The 17,040-nt window shown below is 62.7% G+C and carries 15 protein-coding genes; 4 read left to right on the top strand and 11 right to left on the bottom strand.

Annotation, left to right across the window (positions count from 1 at the left end; genetic code table 11):
* Positions 1-2 precede the first annotated feature (2 nt).
* The 4 genes from NKJ57_RS08910 to epmA form a co-directional block, all read right to left on the bottom strand.
* Positions 3-248: a DUF4170 domain-containing protein gene (locus NKJ57_RS08910; RefSeq protein WP_023682943.1), complete on the bottom strand. Its 246-nt coding sequence runs from the start codon at positions 246-248 to the stop codon at positions 3-5.
* Positions 249-316: 68 nt separating this feature from the next.
* Positions 317-1,123 (bottom strand): 3'(2'),5'-bisphosphate nucleotidase CysQ, encoded by an 807-nt coding sequence (locus tag NKJ57_RS08905; RefSeq protein WP_352510785.1) that lies wholly within the window; start codon positions 1,121-1,123, stop codon positions 317-319.
* On the bottom strand, positions 1,110-2,453 hold the full coding sequence (locus tag NKJ57_RS08900; protein WP_352510786.1) for a TldD/PmbA family protein: 1,344 nt from the start codon (positions 2,451-2,453) through the stop codon (positions 1,110-1,112). The genes NKJ57_RS08905 and NKJ57_RS08900 overlap by 14 nt, the downstream gene beginning before the upstream one ends.
* Positions 2,454-2,652: 199 nt before the next feature.
* On the bottom strand, positions 2,653-3,699 hold the full coding sequence (gene epmA / locus NKJ57_RS08895) for an EF-P lysine aminoacylase EpmA (RefSeq protein WP_023697667.1): 1,047 nt from the start codon (positions 3,697-3,699) through the stop codon (positions 2,653-2,655).
* 129 nt (positions 3,700-3,828) lie between these two features.
* Between epmA and efp the strand changes: the two genes are divergently transcribed.
* From efp to NKJ57_RS08880, 3 genes are all read left to right on the top strand, one after another.
* Entirely contained in the window at positions 3,829-4,398 is a 570-nt protein-coding gene (gene efp, locus NKJ57_RS08890) for an elongation factor P (RefSeq protein WP_023682947.1), read from the top strand.
* Between the two features lie 71 nt (positions 4,399-4,469).
* Complete coding sequence (locus tag NKJ57_RS08885; RefSeq protein ID WP_352510787.1) at positions 4,470-5,930, top strand: phospholipase D-like domain-containing protein; 1,461 nt, start codon at positions 4,470-4,472, stop codon at positions 5,928-5,930.
* A gap of 81 nt (positions 5,931-6,011) precedes the next feature.
* On the top strand, positions 6,012-6,812 hold the full coding sequence (locus NKJ57_RS08880) for an endonuclease/exonuclease/phosphatase family protein (RefSeq protein ID WP_023671569.1): 801 nt from the start codon (positions 6,012-6,014) through the stop codon (positions 6,810-6,812).
* A gap of 1 nt (position 6,813) precedes the next feature.
* Here NKJ57_RS08880 and NKJ57_RS08875 read toward each other — a convergent pair whose 3' ends face one another.
* From NKJ57_RS08875 to NKJ57_RS08855, 5 genes are all read right to left on the bottom strand, one after another.
* Positions 6,814-8,781: a glycoside hydrolase family 127 protein gene (locus tag NKJ57_RS08875; RefSeq protein ID WP_352510788.1), complete on the bottom strand. Its 1,968-nt coding sequence runs from the start codon at positions 8,779-8,781 to the stop codon at positions 6,814-6,816.
* A gap of 37 nt (positions 8,782-8,818) precedes the next feature.
* Positions 8,819-9,676: a carbohydrate ABC transporter permease gene (locus NKJ57_RS08870; protein ID WP_023682951.1), complete on the bottom strand. Its 858-nt coding sequence runs from the start codon at positions 9,674-9,676 to the stop codon at positions 8,819-8,821.
* Positions 9,676-10,596 carry a carbohydrate ABC transporter permease gene (locus NKJ57_RS08865; RefSeq protein ID WP_352510789.1) on the bottom strand — a complete coding sequence of 307 codons (921 nt, stop codon included), beginning with the start codon at positions 10,594-10,596 and terminating at the stop codon, positions 9,676-9,678. Before NKJ57_RS08865 ends, NKJ57_RS08870 begins: the two co-directional genes overlap by 1 nt.
* A gap of 175 nt (positions 10,597-10,771) precedes the next feature.
* Positions 10,772-12,013 (bottom strand): ABC transporter substrate-binding protein, encoded by a 1,242-nt coding sequence (locus NKJ57_RS08860; RefSeq protein ID WP_023821164.1) that lies wholly within the window; start codon positions 12,011-12,013, stop codon positions 10,772-10,774.
* A gap of 63 nt (positions 12,014-12,076) precedes the next feature.
* Positions 12,077-13,135 (bottom strand): LacI family DNA-binding transcriptional regulator, encoded by a 1,059-nt coding sequence (locus NKJ57_RS08855; RefSeq protein ID WP_352510790.1) that lies wholly within the window; start codon positions 13,133-13,135, stop codon positions 12,077-12,079.
* A 265-nt stretch (positions 13,136-13,400) separates the two neighbouring features.
* Between NKJ57_RS08855 and NKJ57_RS08850 the strand changes: the two genes are divergently transcribed.
* Entirely contained in the window at positions 13,401-15,545 is a 2,145-nt protein-coding gene (locus NKJ57_RS08850; protein WP_352510791.1) for a nuclease-related domain-containing protein, read from the top strand.
* Between the two features lie 216 nt (positions 15,546-15,761).
* Here NKJ57_RS08850 and NKJ57_RS08845 read toward each other — a convergent pair whose 3' ends face one another.
* Positions 15,762-15,923 (bottom strand): hypothetical protein, encoded by a 162-nt coding sequence (locus NKJ57_RS08845; protein WP_352510792.1) that lies wholly within the window; start codon positions 15,921-15,923, stop codon positions 15,762-15,764.
* Between the two features lie 216 nt (positions 15,924-16,139).
* On the bottom strand, positions 16,140-17,033 hold the full coding sequence (locus NKJ57_RS08840) for a LysR family transcriptional regulator (protein WP_352510793.1): 894 nt from the start codon (positions 17,031-17,033) through the stop codon (positions 16,140-16,142).
* Between the last annotated feature and the right edge of the window lie 7 nt (positions 17,034-17,040).

Genomic DNA, 17,040 nt, shown 5'->3' with positions numbered 1-17,040 from the left:
TGTCAACCGGCGGCCTTGCTTTCAGGGTCGAGCAGCCGGTGCAGATGGACGACGAAATAGCGCATATGGGCATTGTCCACGCTGGCTTGCGCCTTTGCCTTCCACGCGGTGTGCGCGGTTTGATAGTCCGGATAAACGCCAACGATGTCGAGCGCGTCGAGATCGCGGAACTCGGTGCCTCCCAGCTTCTTCAGCTCGCCGCCGAACACCAGGTGCAAAAGCTGTTTCTTTCCGTCTTCCGCGGCCATTTCGGTCCTTCACATATTGTGAGTTTGCGACAGGTCTAGCCCAAAGCTGCCGACTTTGGAACCTTCGATCACGCTTCCGTATCGGCAATGACGCCGGCAAGCACGGTCAGCAACTGCCCGCTGCCGGCGACCAGCGCGCCGTGACGGATGATCTCCCCGGCATAAAGCGGCGCGCGGCCATGGCCGTCGAGCACGGCGCCGCCAGCCTCGCGCAAGATGAGATCGGCGGCGGCGATATCCCAGTCATGCGCGTTGGGCTTGACGAAGGTTGCGTCGAGCGTGCCGTTGGCGACCATCGCCAGCCGGTAGGCGAGAGAGGGAATGTGCGCCGCCCGCCGCACCCGGCCCTGCCATTGCGCCGGCATCAGGTCGATCAACTGCTTCAGCCCGCCGATCTCGACCGTCTTACCCAGGCCGCGCACGGCAATCGGCTTGCCGTTGCGGAAAGCTCCATGGCCAGGCAGCGCCCAATAGGTTTCGCCCTTGGCCGGACATTCGAGCACACCGGTGAGCGTGCGGCCATTCTCGACCACCGCGACGCTGACGCACCACGAGCGCAGGCCTTCGAGGAAGCCGCGGGTGCCGTCTATGGGGTCGACGACAAAGGTGCGCCGCGCCAGAAGCCGCGCCGGATCGTCAGTCGTTTCCTCTGATAGCCAGCCATAGTCCGGCCGCGCCGCAAGCAGGGTCTCGCGCAAATAGGCGTCCGCCGCGTGGTCGGCTTCGCTGACCGGCGAGGTGCCGCCCTTCATCCACACTTGCGGGTTCTTGCCGAAATAGCGCATGGCGATCGCGCCCGCCTCGCGGGCGACGTCGCGCAGCAGATCGAGGTCGTCCGAGGCCCCGGCCGATATGACCGGGTCACGCTCCGGCAAGGGTCATTCCTTCGATCAGCAGCGTCGGTGCGGCGGTGCCGAAATCGCGGTCAAGATCGCTCGCCGGCACCATGTTGAGGAACATCGTCTTCAAATTGGAGGCGATGGTCACCTCGGCCACCGGATAGGCAAGCTCACCATTGTCGATCCAGAAGCCGGATGCGCCACGGCTGTATTCGCCGGTCACCATGTCGACGCCCTGGCCGAACACTTCGGTGACATAAAAGCCGGATTTCAGCGACCTGATCAGGTCTTCCGGCGTCCTGTCGCCCGGCTCGATGGCGAGATTGGTCGAAGACGGCGATACCGACGAGCCGCTGCGCGCGCCGCGTCCGTTGGTGGTCAGCCCCAATTCCCGCGCGGCGGACGTCGACAGGAACCAGTGCTTCAGCACGCCGTTCTCGACCATCAACAGCTTTTCGCCCTCGACGCCTTCGCCGTCGAACGGGCGCGAGGCCTGACCGCGACGCCGCAGCGGTTCGTCGGTGACGGTGATGGCAGCCGACGCAACCTGCTTGCCCATCATCTCGCGCAAAAAACTGGTCTTGCGCGCCACCGAAGCGCCGTTGATGGCGCCGGCGAGATGGCCGGCAATGCCGCGCGCGACGCGCGGATCGAACACCACGTTGACCGGACCGGTCGCCGCCTTGCGGGCGCCGAGGCGGCGCACGGCGCGCTCGCCGGCCTTGCGGCCGATCAGCTCCGGCGCGTCGAGATCGGAAAAATGCTGGTTCGAGGAGTATTCGTAGTCGCGCTCCATGCCGGTGCCCTCACCCGCAATCACGCTGGCCGAACGCGAAAAGCGCGACGCGACATAGTGGCCGACGAAGCCGTCCGACGTGGCAAGCACCAGCCCGCCGAGGCCTGCGCTGGCGCCGCTGCCGGCCGAATTGGTGACACCCTTGACTGCAAGGGCCGCTTCCTCGGCGGCAAGGGCCGATTCCTTCAACTGATCGGCCGAAACCTCGGTGGCGTCGAACAGATCGAGGTCGCGCACCTTGCCAACCAGCAAAGCCGGATCGGCGAGACCCTGATAGGGGTCCTCGGGCGAGACTTTGGCCATGGCCACGGCGCGCTCGGCCAATGCCTTGGGGTCCGATGCCGCCGTCGCCGAGACGCTCGCCACCCGGTTGCCGACGAAGACGCGCAGCGAGACATCGTCGCCCTCGGACGCCTCAGTGTTCTCGACCTTGCCCAGCCGCACCGACACGCCGATCGAGCGACCGCGCACGGCAACCGCGTCGGCGGCGTCGGCGCCGGCCCGCTTGGCAGCCTCGACCAGTGCCGCGACGCGGTCGGTCAATTTCGCTGCCTCTGATGTATCGGTCATGCGCGTGGTCCTGGCTGAAGCCGCGCCGGGCGGTAGCGGCTGTTGCACCATCTATTGTCCCAATGCGGCTTGTGCAATGGCGCACGGGCAATTGTCCCGCTGCGGCATAGCGCCCAAGCGGCCCGCAAAGCCCATCCGCGGCGGCCGCCACAGACGCGCGGCTTGACCGGTTTGTGAGTTTAACCAAGGCCGATTTCCGTCAAGGAGTGGCGACCGGCGTCCAGATCACGTCATCGATCCTCGTCGCGCCCGTTGCCAGCATCACCAGCCGGTCGAAGCCGAGCGCCGAGCCGCTGGCTTGCGGCATGATGGCGAGGGCGGCGAGAAAATCCTCATCCAGCGGATAGCGCTCGCCATAGACGCGCTCCTTCTCGTCCATCTCGGCGGCAAAGCGCCGGCGCTGCTCGGCCGGATCGGTCAGTTCGCCAAAAGCATTGGCGAGCTCGACGCCGCAGCAATAGAGCTCGAAGCGCTCGGCCACGCGCTGGTCCTCCGCGCTCGGCCGGGCGAGCGCCGCTTCCGAGATCGGATAGCCGTACAAGATGGTGGCCCGCCCCTGCCCCAGCACCGGTTCGACCTTCTCGACCATTACCCGGCTGAACAAATCGGCCCAGTTGTCATCGTCGGCCGTGCGCAGGCCGGCCTTGACCAGAGCATCATGGAGTGCGGCGCGGTCTGTGCCGCCATCGGCAGAAACGGTGGCAAGAAGATCGATGCCGGCGTAACGCGCAAAAGCTTCCGCCACGCTCACGCGTTCCGGTTCGGCGAACGGATCGGCCTCGCGGCCGCGAAAGCGGAAGGTTTTGGCGCCGGCCCGCTCGGCTGCCAGCTTCAGCAGTTCGGCGCAATCGGCCATCAGGCTGTCATAGGTTTCGCCGACCCGATACCATTCCAGCATGGTGAATTCGGGATGGTGCAAGGGGCCGCGCTCGCGGTTGCGCCAGACGGCGCCCAGGCTGAAGATGCGCCGCTCACCGGCGGCCAGCAGCTTCTTGCAGGCGAACTCCGGCGAGGTGTGGAGATAAAGCGGCCGGCGCGCGCCGTCGGCGCCGATCGCCTCGGTGGCGAAGGCTGAGAGATGCGCCTCGTTGCCGGGCGAAATCTGCAATGCCGCCGTCTCGACCTCGATGAAGTCGCGCTCGCCAAACCAGCCGCGCATGGCGGCAGCTATGGCGTTGCGGGCCATCAGCCGCGGCCGGCGGTCGGCGTGAACATCCGGCGTCCACCAGGGCGAAGCGCCAGTCATGGGTTTGCAGGGCAACGGAATTGCTGACAGGGCTGGCGGTTCGGGCCAAGATGCGCTACGGCGACGGCTCTCGCAGCCGATTTGCGCCGAACGATCGTTTCAGGCCAACGAAGTCTAGGATTGAAAACCGTGGTGAAGGTCATCGCCAGTTCGCTCCGTAAAGGCAATGTCGTCGACAAGGACGGCAAGCTTTACGTGATCCTCTTTGCCGAAAACATCCACCCTGGCAAGGGTACGCCGGTCACCCAGCTCGACATGCGCCGCATCTCCGACGGGGTGAAGGTTTCGGAGCGCTACCGCACCACCGAGCAGGTCGAGCGCGCCTATGTCGAGGAGCGCGAGCACACCTTCCTCTACGCCGACGCCGAGGGGTATCACTTCATGAACCCGGAAAGCTACGACCAGGTCGCGGTGCCGGAAAGCGTGGTCGGCGACATGGCGCCCTACCTGCTCGAAGGCATGGCGGTGCAGATTTCGCAGTTCAACGGCATCGCCATAGCCCTGGTGCTGCCGCAGCGCGCTACTTTCGAAGTGGTCGAGACGGAGCCGACGACCAAAGGCCAGACGGCGTCCTCGTCATACAAGCCGGCCGTGCTTTCCAACGGCGTGCGCACGCTGGTGCCGCCGCACATCGCGCCGGGTACCCGCGTGGTGGTGATGACGGCCGATGGCGCTTATGTGGAGCGGGCGAAGGACTGAGGCGCGAGCGCCTCCGTCCTGGTTGATCCGTTGCATTGCCTTCTGCGGTCGCTGGCTCGATAGTCCTGCCGATGTGGCAGACCTTTGTGACCTACTGGCCTCTGATCCTTGTGATCATTCCGATGCTGATGGCCGCCATCGGCATCGTCCACGCAATCATGACCAAGGAAGACGTGCGCGCCGCCACCGGCTGGGTCGGCGTGATGATCTTGTCGCCGTTCCTTGGCGCGATCATCTATGCCATTGCCGGCATCAACCGCATCCGCCGCGCCACGATCAGCGCCATGCGGCCCGTCGCCGGTGAAGCCGAGACAGCCAAACACGACCACGACATTGCGCTCGAAACACTCATCTCAGCCGAATTCGGCCAGCGCTTTGCCGGCCTGAAGACGCTAGGCGACAGGGTGGCGCGGCGCGCACTGACGTCGGCAAACGCGATCACGATCCTCAGGACCGGCGACGAAGCTTACGCAGCAATGTGCCGGGCGATAGACAGCGCACAGCGCAGCATTCTGCTCGAGACCTACATCTTCGACAATGACGAGATCGGACGACGTTTTGTGGAATCGCTGGCCGGCGCGGTCCGGCGCGGCGTGACGGTTCGCGTGCTGATCGATGCGGTCGGCGTGCGCTATTCCGTGCCCAGCATCCTTGGGACACTCCGGGAAGCCGGCGTCACCGTCGATCTGTTCAACGGCAACATCGTCATGGGCCTGAGACTTCCCTATGCGAATTTGAGGACGCACAGGAAAATCCTGATCGTCGACGGCGCGGTGGCATTCACCGGAGGCATAAACATCCGCAAGGGGTTCTCGGCTGAATTCGCTGGCACTGCCAGCTCGGCGGATACGCATTTCCAGGTCACGGGGCCGGTCGTGGCCGACCTGTTCGCGGTTGCCGCCGAGGACTGGCGTTTTGCCGGCAACGAGGCGCTCAAGGACGAGGTCTGGCACGTGGCAAAGCCCTCGCCGCCTCCCGGTCAGCCGATCCTGGTGCGGGCGGTGGCGTCGGGGCCGGATGCCAGCATCGAAACCAACCACAAGCTGCTGATGGGCGCATTTTCCGTCGCCCGCAAATCGATCCGCATCATGTCGCCCTATTTCCTGCCGGACCGGGAATTTGTCAGCGCGCTGGTCACGGCTGCCCGGCGCGGCGTCGAGATCGACATCGTCGTGCCCGCGGTCAACAATCTCTTCCTGGTCGGCCGCGCCATGACGGCGCAATACGACCAGGTGCTGAAGCACTATTGCCGCGTCTGGCGTCATGAAGGGTCATTCGACCATTCGAAGCTGTTGTCGGTCGATGGCGTGTGGGCCTATGTCGGCTCTTCCAACCTCGACGCCCGGTCGCTGCGGCTGAATTTCGAAATCGACCTGGAGGTGCTGGATACCGGCTTTGCCGCCGAGATCGAAGGGCGCATCGGAGCGGCAATCGCTTCCGCCAAACCCGTCACACTCGCAACCTTGAAAGCGCGGCCATTTCTCATCCGGGTTTTTGACCGGTTGTTATGGCTGGGATCGCCCTATCTCTAATGCATACCGCCTCGAAGTGGTCCCGGTTGTGAGAGAACGATATGCATAGAACAAAGAATCAGGACATCGAATAGCAGGCCTATGGACATAAACGGACGCAGCCTTCCTGAAACAGTGCTCCTGTCGATCCGCGGCAGGAAAGCGCGCAAGGCGAACGCGACGCCGCGCAAGCACATTGAAGGCGCCCAGATGGTGGTCGCCTCCTACAACGTCCACAAATGCATCGGCACCGACCGCAGGTTCGACCCCGAACGGACCGCCCGCGTCATCCGCGAGATCGGCCCCGACGTCATCGCGCTGCAGGAGGCCGACAACCGCTTCGGCGACCGCGCCGGGCTGCTCGACCTTGCCCGGATCGAACACGAAACAGGGCTTGTGCCGGTGCCGGTTTCCGGAAGCGGCAAGGGCCATGGCTGGCGCGGCAATGTGCTTTTGTTCAAGCGCGGCACCGTGCGCGACGTCCATCAGATCAAGCTTCCGGGACTGGAGCCCCGCGGCGCGCTGGTTGCCGAGATCGACCTCGACGAAACGCGCACTCTGCGCGTCATCGCCGCGCATCTCGGCCTGTTGCGCCGCTCGCGTTCGGAGCAGGCCCGCGTCGTGCTCGACATCATGAGCAACCAGGATGAAAGGCCGACCTTGCTGCTCGGCGACCTCAACGAATGGCGGCTGGGCAACCGCTCGGCGCTCAAGACGCTGCACGCCACCTTTGGTTTCACGCCGGCGGCGGTGCCGACTTTCCCCTCAGGCCTGCCGGTGCTGGCGCTCGACCGGATCATGGCCAACCGGCACGGCATGGTATCGTCGGTGGAAGCCCATGACACGCCGCTGTCGCGGGTTGCGTCGGATCATTTGCCGCTGACGGCGTTTGTCAGCCTCTAACTCATCCGTCCCGCAGCCATACCAGCATCTCACCGGGTTCACGGTTGTCCCAGGCAAAGTACGGGACGGCGGTGATTTTCGTTTCGCTCACCGCGGGCGGATCGGTGCGATAGAGCCCGGTTTCCCAGTTTTCCTGGGCTTCCTTGCTGGCAAGTGCCGAAAGCGTGACGATGCCGCCGAGCAGGTTCGGCTCGGCATGCGCCTCGATTTTTGCCGTTCGCGGCAGAGCGATCCGATGCAACTGGCCGGGATTGTCGGTCTCCTCGACGCAATAGATCAGCGGACCGCGCGCAAGTGCGACGCGGCCGATGTCCTGACGCACCTCCGGATTGGCGAACAGACGGGCGATCGACATTTCGAGATCGAGTTCGACCCGGTCGCCCTGGCGCCACTCGCGCCGGATCGCGGCATAGCCGTCGCTGGTGATGCCGTCCAGATCGACCGCGGCGCCGTTGATCTTGAGCGCCGCCTTGCCGCACCAGGAGGGGACGCGCAGGTGCAAGGTGAACTCGACCGGCGCTTCGGCTTCGATCCGGATCGAGACCGCGCCATCCCAAGGATAATTGCTGGTCTGAATCAGACTGACCGCCCGGTTCGATATATCGAAGCGCGCGGTGCTGTCGCCGTAGAGATGAACGGCCAGCGCATCATCCGACAGGGAGTAGAAATAGCTGCCGATGGAGGCGACCATGCGGCCGATATTGGGCGGGCAACAGGGGCAGCGATGCCATTTCCAGCGATTGTGCCTGCCCCGGCTCTCCAACGGGTTCTCGTAGAAGAACAGCGAGCCGTCGAGCGACAGGCCGGAGATCGAGCCGTTGTAGAGTGCCCGCTCCATCATGTCGGCGTAGCGGGCGTTGGGACCCATGCCGAGCATGCGGCTGGCCCAGAACACGAGGCCGACCGAGGCACAGGTCTCGGCATAGGCGGTTTCGTTGGGCAGGTCGTAGTCGCTGGTAAAGCCCTCATTGTGCGCCGATGGCCCGAGGCCGCCGGTGACATAGAGGTTCTTGGTGGTGAGATCGTTCCAGAGCCGGTCGAGCGCTACCCTGAGCGTATCGTCGCCATATTCGGTGGCGATGTCGGCCATGCCGGAATAGAGGTACATCGCCCTGACCGCATGGCCGACGACCTTGTCCTGCTCGCGCACCGGCTTGTGCGACTGGTTGTACTCATAAGTCTTGAAATGATAGGCCTTCGGGTCGGCGCCGCGCGCACGCGCCTCCTCGTCGAAATAATGCGGCTGTTGCCCGCGCTGGTCGATGAAATACCTGGCCAGGTCCATGTATTTCTGCTCGCCGGTCGCCCGCGCCAGCTTGACCAGCGCCAGCTCGATCTCCTCATGGCCGCAATAGCCCTTCTTCTTGCCCGGCTCCGGACCGAAGGTGTCGGCGATATGGTCGACGTAGCGGCACATGATATCCAGCAGCTTGCGCTTGCCGGTGGCCTGGTAGTAGGCGACCGCGCCTTCGATCAGATGGCCGGCGCAATAGAGCTCGTGGCAATCGCGCAGATTGGTCCAGCGCTTGCCGGGCTGGATGCGCTGGTACCAGCTGGAGAGATAACCGTCTTCCTGCTGCAGTCTGCCGTAGAGGTCGATGACGGCATCGATCTTCTTCTCGAGCGCCGCGTTCTTGCGCCGGTAGAGCGAATAGGCCGCGGTCTCGATGGTCTTGCCCCAATCGGAGTCCCAGAACATCTGCGTCGTCACCGTCGAGCCGGTGAAGCCGGGGCTGGCAGCCTCGTCGGGCGACGGCGAATGGAACGGAATGACGACGCCCGGCGAGGGCCGGTCCGGGTCGATCTGCTCCAGCATGCGCGCCTCGACGCAGCGCTCGTAGAGGATGTCGGCGGTGCGCGACGCCACGGCATCGACACGGTTGCCCCAGAAGCCGCGGACATCGACCTGCGGCACCGGCAGTGGGCGGAAGGCGAGTTTGCCGGGCTTGGCGGATGGTTGAACGGTCATCGTGTCACTCCGTTGGATATTGGTCATTCACGGCGGGTCATTTCACCGCGCCGGCCATCAGGCCGCGGATGTAGAAGCGCTGCAGCAACAGGAAGAGCACCAGGCACGGCACCATCATCACTGTGACGCCCGCCTGCACGGCGCCCCAGTCGATGGCGCCGAAGCGGCCCGACTGAAGTGCGGTCATCATGATCGGCAGCGTGAATTTGGACTGGTCGGTCATCAGCACCAGGGCGGCCAGGAATTCGTTCCAGGCGCCGAGGAAGGCAAACAGCGCGATGGTGACGATGCCCGGCCAGACCAGCGGCAGCATCACCTTGAGCAGCATGGTGACGTTGTTGGCGCCGTCCATGCGCGCGGCCTCCTCGATCTCGCGCGGCACCGCGTCGAAGGCGTTGCGCATCATGAAGATCGAGAACGGCAATTGCAGCGTGGTGTAGACCAGGACCAGCCCGGTCAGCGTGTTGTGCAGGCCGACCTTGGTCAGCACCAGGAAGATCGGCGTCAGGATGGACTGGAAGGGGATCATGATCGTCGACAGGATGACGATGAAGAGCACATCCTTCATCGGAAAGCGGAAGCGCGAAAAGCCATAGCCGGCCAGCACGCTGACGACGACCGACAGGATCACCGTCATCGAGGCGACATAGAGGCTGTTTTGCGCCGGCAGCCAGAGGCCGTCGCCAAAGGTGTCGAGCGTGCGATAGTTCTCGACCGAGAAGCCGGTCGTCGGCCACGGCGGCAGCGGCGGCTGGCGCGCCTCCTGCGCCGGCTTGAAGGTCGACAGCACGGCCCAGACGATCGGCGCGATGAACAGCACTGAGGCGATCATGCCGGTCGAATGCTCGGCGATCCTGAGCCAGAGGCGGCTGCTGCGGCTTCTTGCCTGCGCCATCAGTCGATGCCCTCCGGCTTGCGCAGCAGCCACAGCTGAACCAGGCTGAGCGCCACCAGTATGGCCAGCAGGATCATCGACAGTGCTGCGCCATAGCCGAGCTTGAACGAGACGAAGGACTGGTTGAAAATCCAGTACACGGCGGTCAGCGTCTGGTTGCGCGGGCCGCCACGCAGGATGATGTAGAACTGGTCGAAGGCGAGGATCGAGCCGGCGATCGACAGGATCAGCGCCAGCGCCAGCGTGCGGCGCATCAGCGGCAGGGTGATGGCGCGAAAGCGCGCGAACGGCCCTGCCCCGTCGATCATCGCCGCTTCCTGCAGATCGGTCGGGATCGACTGCAGGCCGGTCATCAGGATGATCATGGTGAAGCCCGCGACCTTCCAGACGACCATGGCGATGATCGACCAGAAGGCCGGCTGGAACGTCGCCAGGAGGTTGAACTTTTTCGCCGTCAGGCCGAAATCGTAGGCGGCCGGGCTGAACAGGCCGGAATCGACATTGAGCAGCCACGACCACAGCAGGCTGGCCGAGGCGAAGCCGACGACCGCCGGCATGAAGAAGGATGTCCGGTAAAAGCCGGTCAGCCGCCTGGGCTTTTCGATGAACAGCGCCAGCGGAAAGGCGACGGCGAAGATCACGATGGTGACGATCACGGTGTAGTAGGCGGTGAAGCTCAGCGCGTTCCAGAAGCGGTTGTCGCGCAGGATCGCCCGGTAATTGTCGAAGCCGATGTAAAAATGCTCGCCCATCAGCGGCCAGTTGTGCAGCGACATCCACGCCGTCATGCCGAGCGGGATGATGAAGAATACGACGACCAGCGCCACCGCCGGCGCGACATAGAGCAGGCCGATCCACTGCCGGCGGCCGGCACCGACCAGTTTTCTGGCGCGTGGCGGGGTGGTGGTGGTGGCGGTCATACGTGGGCTCCGGGTGCGGTGATCCCCCTCCCCCTCGAGGGGAGGGTCCGGCCGCAGGCCGGGGGTGGGGTCCTCCGCGCAGTGCGCCGACGAAAAAGAACGTCGAGCACTGCCGGAACGACCCCACCCGGACCTGCGGTCCGACCTCCCCTCGAGGGGGAGGTAGGGGCGGCGCTTACTTTTGCGGCGCCTGGTCGATGATCGACTGCATGGTCTCCTGTGCATTGGCGATGGCGCCATCGACGTCGTCGCCGAAGACGACCTCGTTGATCATCTGCGTCCACGGACCGTTGGCCGAGTTGATCAGGTCGTTGAACACCACGGAATAGGGCGTGCGGCCCTTGGCCATGGCTTCGGCGGCGATCTGGTAGCGCGGATCGAGATCCTTCAGCGCCTCCTTGGCGATGTCGCCGCGCACCGGCAGGCTGCCGTATTTGGCCAGGATGGTCTGGCCTTCGAGCGAATAGGCGAAGTCGAGAAACTCCTTCACCACGGCGAGCTTCTTGGTGCCCTTGGTGACGACGAAATTGTCGCCGCCGGCAAACGAAGACCAGCCGCTGTCCTTGCCCGGCAGGAAGGTGACGCCATAGTCGATATCCGGATATTGCGTGTTGAGCGCGCCGATGGCGAAGGCGCCGGACGGCGAAATGCCGATATTGCCGGTGGCGAAGGCGGCAAAGAAATTGGCGCCGGTGTCGGTCTGCGCGCCGGCCGGCACCAGGTCCTTCTTGACCATCGAGCGGTAGAGGTCGATGGCGCCGCGCAGCTGCGGGCTGTCGAGCGTCGCCTTCGAGCCGTCCTCGGAGAGGATGTCGCCGCCCGAGGCCCAGATCAGCGGCGTGAAGGTGAAGATGTTGCAGCCGCCGCAATTGCCGGAGAAGTAGAAGCCCTTGATGTCGCCGCCAAGCGCGTTGACCTTTTCGGCATCGGCCTCGATCTCGGCCCAGTTGGCCGGCCCCTTGTCGGGATCGAGCCCCGCCTGCTTGAACAGTTTCTTATTCCAGATCAGCACCGAGGCGTCGGCCGAGAACGGCAGCCCGTAAATGTGGTCCTTGTAGGTGCCGGTCTTGACATGCGCCGGCGACAGGCTGGCGAAATAGGGCAGCGATTTCGCCCAGTCGGTGATGTCTTCGAGCTGGCCGGCGGCAGCAAAGGACGGCGTGTAGATCAGGTCGAGCGACAGCGCGTCGGGCGCCGTGCCGCCGGCGGCGGCGGCGCCATATTTCGGGATGATCTCGGCATTGGGAATGATGTCCAGCTTGACCTGGTTCTCATGGCCCTTGTTGAAGGCATCGACGATGCGCGGCATGAAGTTCGAGCCGTCGGCGCGAACCCAGATGTTGGCGGTGTCGGCGGCCATTGCAGGCAAGGCAATGATGCTCGCGGCGAGCGCAAACCCGGTAATCACGGTCTTCATGGTTTTCCTCCTCATGGTTTTGTTCTCCTCCCTGTTGCGGCGCAGATCGCGCCGCGCGTTCTCCTAGCCGTCCGGCGGACGGCCGCAAGACTGACGCACCACCAGCCGGCACGGCAGTTTTCGAATGCCCGGCGCGGCCGGTTGGCCGCCGACGAGCGAAAGCAGTGTGAGGCCGGCCTCGCGGCCGAGCGCTGCCAGGTTCATGTCGACCGAGGTCAGCGGCGGGCGGGTCGCCTCGGCCACGATCTCCCAATTGTCGAAGCCGACGACGCCGACATCGCCAGGCACGTCTAAGCCTCGCTCGCGCAGCGCATCGATGACGCCGCGCGCGATCTGGTCGTTGCCGCAGAACACGGCGTCGGGTCTCGCTCCCTTCTTGTTGAAGAGCGTTGGGCCGTCGAACAGCTTTCCGACGGCTTCATGCCCCCAGGCTTCCGACCACGAGCCGAGCAAGGGCTCGGTGACCGGCAGGCCGTGGGCGGCCAGCACATCGCGAAAAGCCTGTGCCCGCTCATTCACCACGGCAAAACTGGCGGGACCGCTGACATGGGCGATGCGCCGACGCCCGAGCCGGCAAAAATGCTCGACCGCCAGCCGCGCCCCGCCGGCATCGTCGGAGACGAAGGCGACGGCATCGGGATCGGGCTGGCTGAAAGCGTAGATCACCGGCACGCCGAGATTGGCGAGGTCGACCGGCAAGTGGCGGTCGATGCGCTTGCCGCTGGCGATGATGCCGTCGATGCGCTTGTCCAGCATCGCCTCGACATGGAGCTGCGCCAGCCGCGGGTCGTCCTCGACATTGCACAGGAACACCGAGACGCCGGCATCGACCAGCGCATCGGAAATGCCCGACATGACCGGCAGCGAAAAGCGGCCATAGGTATCGTTGGTCAACAGGCCCACGGTAAAGGAGCGGCGCCGCAGCAGGCTCTGCGCCAGGCTGTTGGGGCGAAAGCCCAGACGCTGCGCCGTCTCGCGAATGCGCTGCCGCGTCTCGGCCGTCATCCGCCCCTGCCCGTTCAGCCCCTTCGACGCCGTGGCCACACTGACACCAGCCATCGCCGCGACTTCGCGCAGGGTGACGGGTTGTTTGGCGGGCGGTGGCGAGGTGTCGGAGGGCATTGGTCGGGTGTCGGTCCTCGGTTTGAGAAAAGGTTTTCTCTTATTGGGCCGGAGCTGTCGAGGTTGGAGATCGACGGGCGCTAACGAGTTTGGGAAAAGGTTTTCTCAGACGGAGATTAGGATGAGAATTTGGGGATGGCAAGGGGGGTTGGAGTGTGCGGGGAGAGGACTACCGCTGCTGTTTACCTCTTCCGGTATGTGCCTGTTTGATTCATATTGCTGGATGCCAAAGTCCGACCCCAGATCCGCTCGACCCGAAGCTCAGGTGTTCGCCGATCTTCAGACGCTCTGTACGTCGGTCGGCTACATCCATGCAGTTGCTTACTTCTGTTGGCGCGATAATCTGATTCGATACAGTGGACCCCACGTAGTCGCGAAAGATTTTGATCATCAGCATTCTCGCGACAGGCTTCTTAGGACCGAGATTTCAACCTTAATTGGCTTGATGTTTCAGAAGCCAATTGACCCATCGATACCTGAGCCAGAGCTCATACAGGACTATGTTGCGCGTTCGGAGACGCTGCTCGACGAGCTTCACCAAGCTCTGATGAAACCCTGGTTCGAAGGGTGGGACTTCGAATCTGGCAAGATGCTGGAACGCGATCCGTTCGCGAACGCAGCTGCATTACGCGAACCCATCTTCTATGGGGGTGAGTCAGCCTACAACTTCCAATACCGCGACTTAGCGCGTCTGAAATACCGTCCAGACAATGACTGGCTGGAGGCGAACAAGGGATTTCATATCGATGAAGCCTGCCAAATCGCCGAAGCGCTCGGAAGGTTGCAATCCGAGCGCCAGATCGAATGGTTTAAGTCACTTAGAATGCAACCGCCTGACAAATGGACTATGCTTCCCGCCTTCACGTTCACTACCCAAGACGCGGTACGCGCTTCCGGAAACGATATGGAGCGGGTCGAGTCATTCCTTGAGGCATTCAGTTGCGGACCGGATGAGGGTAACGCGTCATTCACCGCCCTCAACGAATTTAATATCACCAACTCAACGCCGATACTCAAGACGGCGCACGGATCGTATATCCTGCTTCAGGATTACAGCTTACTCGAAGCGGTTTACGAAACCCCATTCTTCTGGATGGCTGCCGACAAAAGCTACTCGCCGACGGCGCTTGTTAATCGTGGCAGATTTACGGAGAGCTTCGTTGCGAATCGGCTGGAAGCGGTCTTCGGCACCGACCGCGTCTTGCGGAATGTCGACATATATAAGGGCAAGAACCGTCTATCTGAGGCTGATGCCCTCGTCCTCTACGGCGACCGCGCAATTGTGGTTCAGGCGAAGTCAAAACGACTAACCATTGAGGCACGGAAGGGTAATGACCTTCAATTGAAGGATGATTTTAAGAAAGCAGTTCAAGACGCATACGGCCAAGCCTTACTCTGCGCCGAAGCGCTAACGAATGACGGTTTTAGGTTTGTTTCCTCAGCTGGCGCTGACATCGCGATAAACCACAAGCCCCGAACCGTGTTCCCGATCTGCGTCGTGTCGGATCACTATCCAGCTCTCGCGTTCCAAGCCCGTCAGTTTCTCAAGGCGAATGTCACCGAAATAATCCAACTTCCGTTAGTTACGGACGTGTTCGCTATCGATGTATTCGCGGAGATGCTGAATACGCCACTACATTTCCTCAACTATCTCGCATTGCGAGCGCGTTTCGGCGACAAGCTGACGGTTTCGCATGAGCTTACTGCGCTTGGCTACCACCTGAAGCACAATCTATGGTTGGACGCTCAATACGATATGGTCGACTTGGGCGACGATTTCACGACGGATCTCGATATCGCCATGTTGGCTCGACGAGTCGGCATCCCGGGCAAAAGGACGCCCAGCGGCATCCTGACACGATTTGATCGCCTGACGATAGGCAGACTGCTGGACGAGATTGAGAAAGCAGCATCTCCCCAATTGACCGGCCTGGGCTTGCTACTCATGCAACTCAGTTCGAAAGCCGCGACGTTCCTTAGCGCAGGCATTGATCGAATCGTGGCAGACGCGGAACGCGACGGAAAGAACCACGATATCTCGGTGCCCGCCGAAGCTAGTGGTTCAGGGATAACCATCCACTCCAATGACTTTCCAGAATATGCTGCTCGCGAGCGCCTATCTGTTCACTGCAGGATGCGAAAATACGACACAAAGGCCGACGCTTGGTATGGCCTTCTGCTTAGTCCTGGTAGCGGTGGGATACGCGGTGCACTAGTGTTGGAGGAGCCTTGGCAGCCAGATGCCAAAATGGACGCTGTCATGGCTACTTGGCAGAGGCGACCGCCCATTCCCATTTCTCAGTTGGTCGCACGACCGAGCAAAATCGGTAGAAACGAGCCGTGCCCGTGCGGCAGCGGGCAAAAATACAAGAAGTGTTGCCTTGATGCGGAGAGGCCCAAAGCCCTTTAGACCAAACGAATGGCAACTCAGACTGCGCCAGCTCACTCGCCAGCGTCCAGAAGTCGCTCGCTTGGCGTAGGGTTGCAACTCACTGTCTTCGCAGCCCAGGGCGTCAAGAGTGGGAGTATCGGGTTCGGACCGGCTATTCCTCTTCTTCAATATCGTCGTCTACCATACCGTCTACTTTGACGAACTCGAACCAATCCTCGTCCTTTGCCTTGAAAGCTACGCCAAACTGTTTGGCCATTGGAAACAAAGACTTGTAACTTTTTTTTCGCCGAGATCAATCAAATCACCGACCTTCGCCTGTTTGGACAGGTGGGCGAGCTCAAAGGTCTCTTTCACCGCACCCCGCATATTGGCGGCCGTCGCGGTCGCTTCGATCACGAAAGGGCTCGCTGTATGGGGGTCAATCGTGGCGATGCACTGAAGGGCCCAACGACGTCCGTGTCGGAAGCCTTCGCAATGAACCTCGATTGTATTCCCTCTATCAGGGCCAACCCAAAATCGATTTCGTGCCGACCGTATGGACATGGACTACGATATCGCCGGGCAGAACCTGCCATTTACCAAGGCCAACTTCATGATCCAAACAGTCTCGGGTCAGATGCGATGGCGGAGCGCGTCGATGATCACCGCCATTGCGGGGGAGAGCTGTCGCCTGCTTGGATAGTAGAGGTGATAGCCGGCAAATGGCGGGCTCCAGTCGTCAAGCACGAGCCTGAGGCGTCCATCGGCGATGTGGTGGCTGACGAGGTTTTCCGGGACATAGGCGATCCCGAAACCGCTTGTCGCAGCCTCGATCATGGGAATGGACGAATTGAAGGTGAGTTTGCCTTCCACCCGCACACGAAGGTCGCGGCCGTCCCTGGCGAATTCCCACGCATACAGTCCGCCGAACGTCGCCTGCCGCATATTGATGCAGTCATGATCAACCAGGTCCTGGGGCGCGGTCGGAACCGGATGGCGGGAAAAATAGTCCGGCGAAGCCACGGCCACGAGCCTCCAATCCGGCCCGATGCGCACTGCGATCATATCCCTGTCGATGCTCTCGCCGAGCCGCACACCTGCGTCGAAGCGCTCCTCCACAATGTTCTTCATGCCGTTGTCGCTGTAGAGCTCGACGCGCACGTCGGGATTGTCGTTGAGCAAGGGCTGGAGCTTCGGCCAGACGGTCGTCTGGAGCGCATGGTCGGACAGTGTGATGCGGACCGTTCCGGAGGGCTTGTCGCGAAAGGCCACCAGGCTTGCGAGGTCGGATTCGATTTCCTCGAAGCGGGGAACGAGAGATTGGAAAAGTCGCTCGCCGGCCTCGGTCGGAGAGACGCTCCGCGTCGTACGCGTCAGCAGGCGGACGCCAAGACGAGCTTCAAGCTCCTTGATTGTCGAACTCAGGGTCGACTGCGAGGTTCCGAGCTTTGCCGCCGCCCTGGTGAAACTGCGCTCCCGGGCGACCGCCACGAACCAGAGCAGATCCTTCATGCCATCGCGCTGCATAGGGCAC

It is taken from the genome of Mesorhizobium sp. M0077 (genome assembly GCF_040322955.1).
In the GTDB taxonomy this organism is placed as follows: domain Bacteria; phylum Pseudomonadota; class Alphaproteobacteria; order Rhizobiales; family Rhizobiaceae; genus Mesorhizobium.
The sequence above is the reverse complement of the archived record's forward strand: the minus strand, read 5'-3'. Positions and strand labels throughout refer to the sequence as shown.

What these genes read in the sequence shown, in the direction of transcription:
- NKJ57_RS08910 (WP_023682943.1), bottom strand. Translation starts at nt 248, where the DNA reads ATGGCCGCGGAAGACGGAAAGAAACAGCTTTTGCACCTGGTGTTCGGC.
- NKJ57_RS08900 (WP_352510786.1), bottom strand. Translation starts at nt 2,453, where the DNA reads ATGACCGATACATCAGAGGCAGCGAAATTGACCGACCGCGTCGCGGCA.
- epmA (WP_023697667.1), bottom strand. Translation starts at nt 3,699, where the DNA reads ATGACTGGCGCTTCGCCCTGGTGGACGCCGGATGTTCACGCCGACCGC.
- NKJ57_RS08885 (WP_352510787.1), top strand. Translation starts at nt 4,470, where the DNA reads ATGTGGCAGACCTTTGTGACCTACTGGCCTCTGATCCTTGTGATCATT.
- NKJ57_RS08880 (WP_023671569.1), top strand. Translation starts at nt 6,012, where the DNA reads ATGGACATAAACGGACGCAGCCTTCCTGAAACAGTGCTCCTGTCGATC.
- NKJ57_RS08875 (WP_352510788.1), bottom strand. Translation starts at nt 8,781, where the DNA reads ATGACCGTTCAACCATCCGCCAAGCCCGGCAAACTCGCCTTCCGCCCA.
- NKJ57_RS08870 (WP_023682951.1), bottom strand. Translation starts at nt 9,676, where the DNA reads ATGGCGCAGGCAAGAAGCCGCAGCAGCCGCCTCTGGCTCAGGATCGCC.
- NKJ57_RS08865 (WP_352510789.1), bottom strand. Translation starts at nt 10,596, where the DNA reads ATGACCGCCACCACCACCACCCCGCCACGCGCCAGAAAACTGGTCGGT.
- NKJ57_RS08860 (WP_023821164.1), bottom strand. Translation starts at nt 12,013, where the DNA reads ATGAAGACCGTGATTACCGGGTTTGCGCTCGCCGCGAGCATCATTGCC.
- NKJ57_RS08855 (WP_352510790.1), bottom strand. Translation starts at nt 13,135, where the DNA reads ATGCCCTCCGACACCTCGCCACCGCCCGCCAAACAACCCGTCACCCTG.
- NKJ57_RS08840 (WP_352510793.1), bottom strand. Translation starts at nt 17,033, where the DNA reads ATGCAGCGCGATGGCATGAAGGATCTGCTCTGGTTCGTGGCGGTCGCC.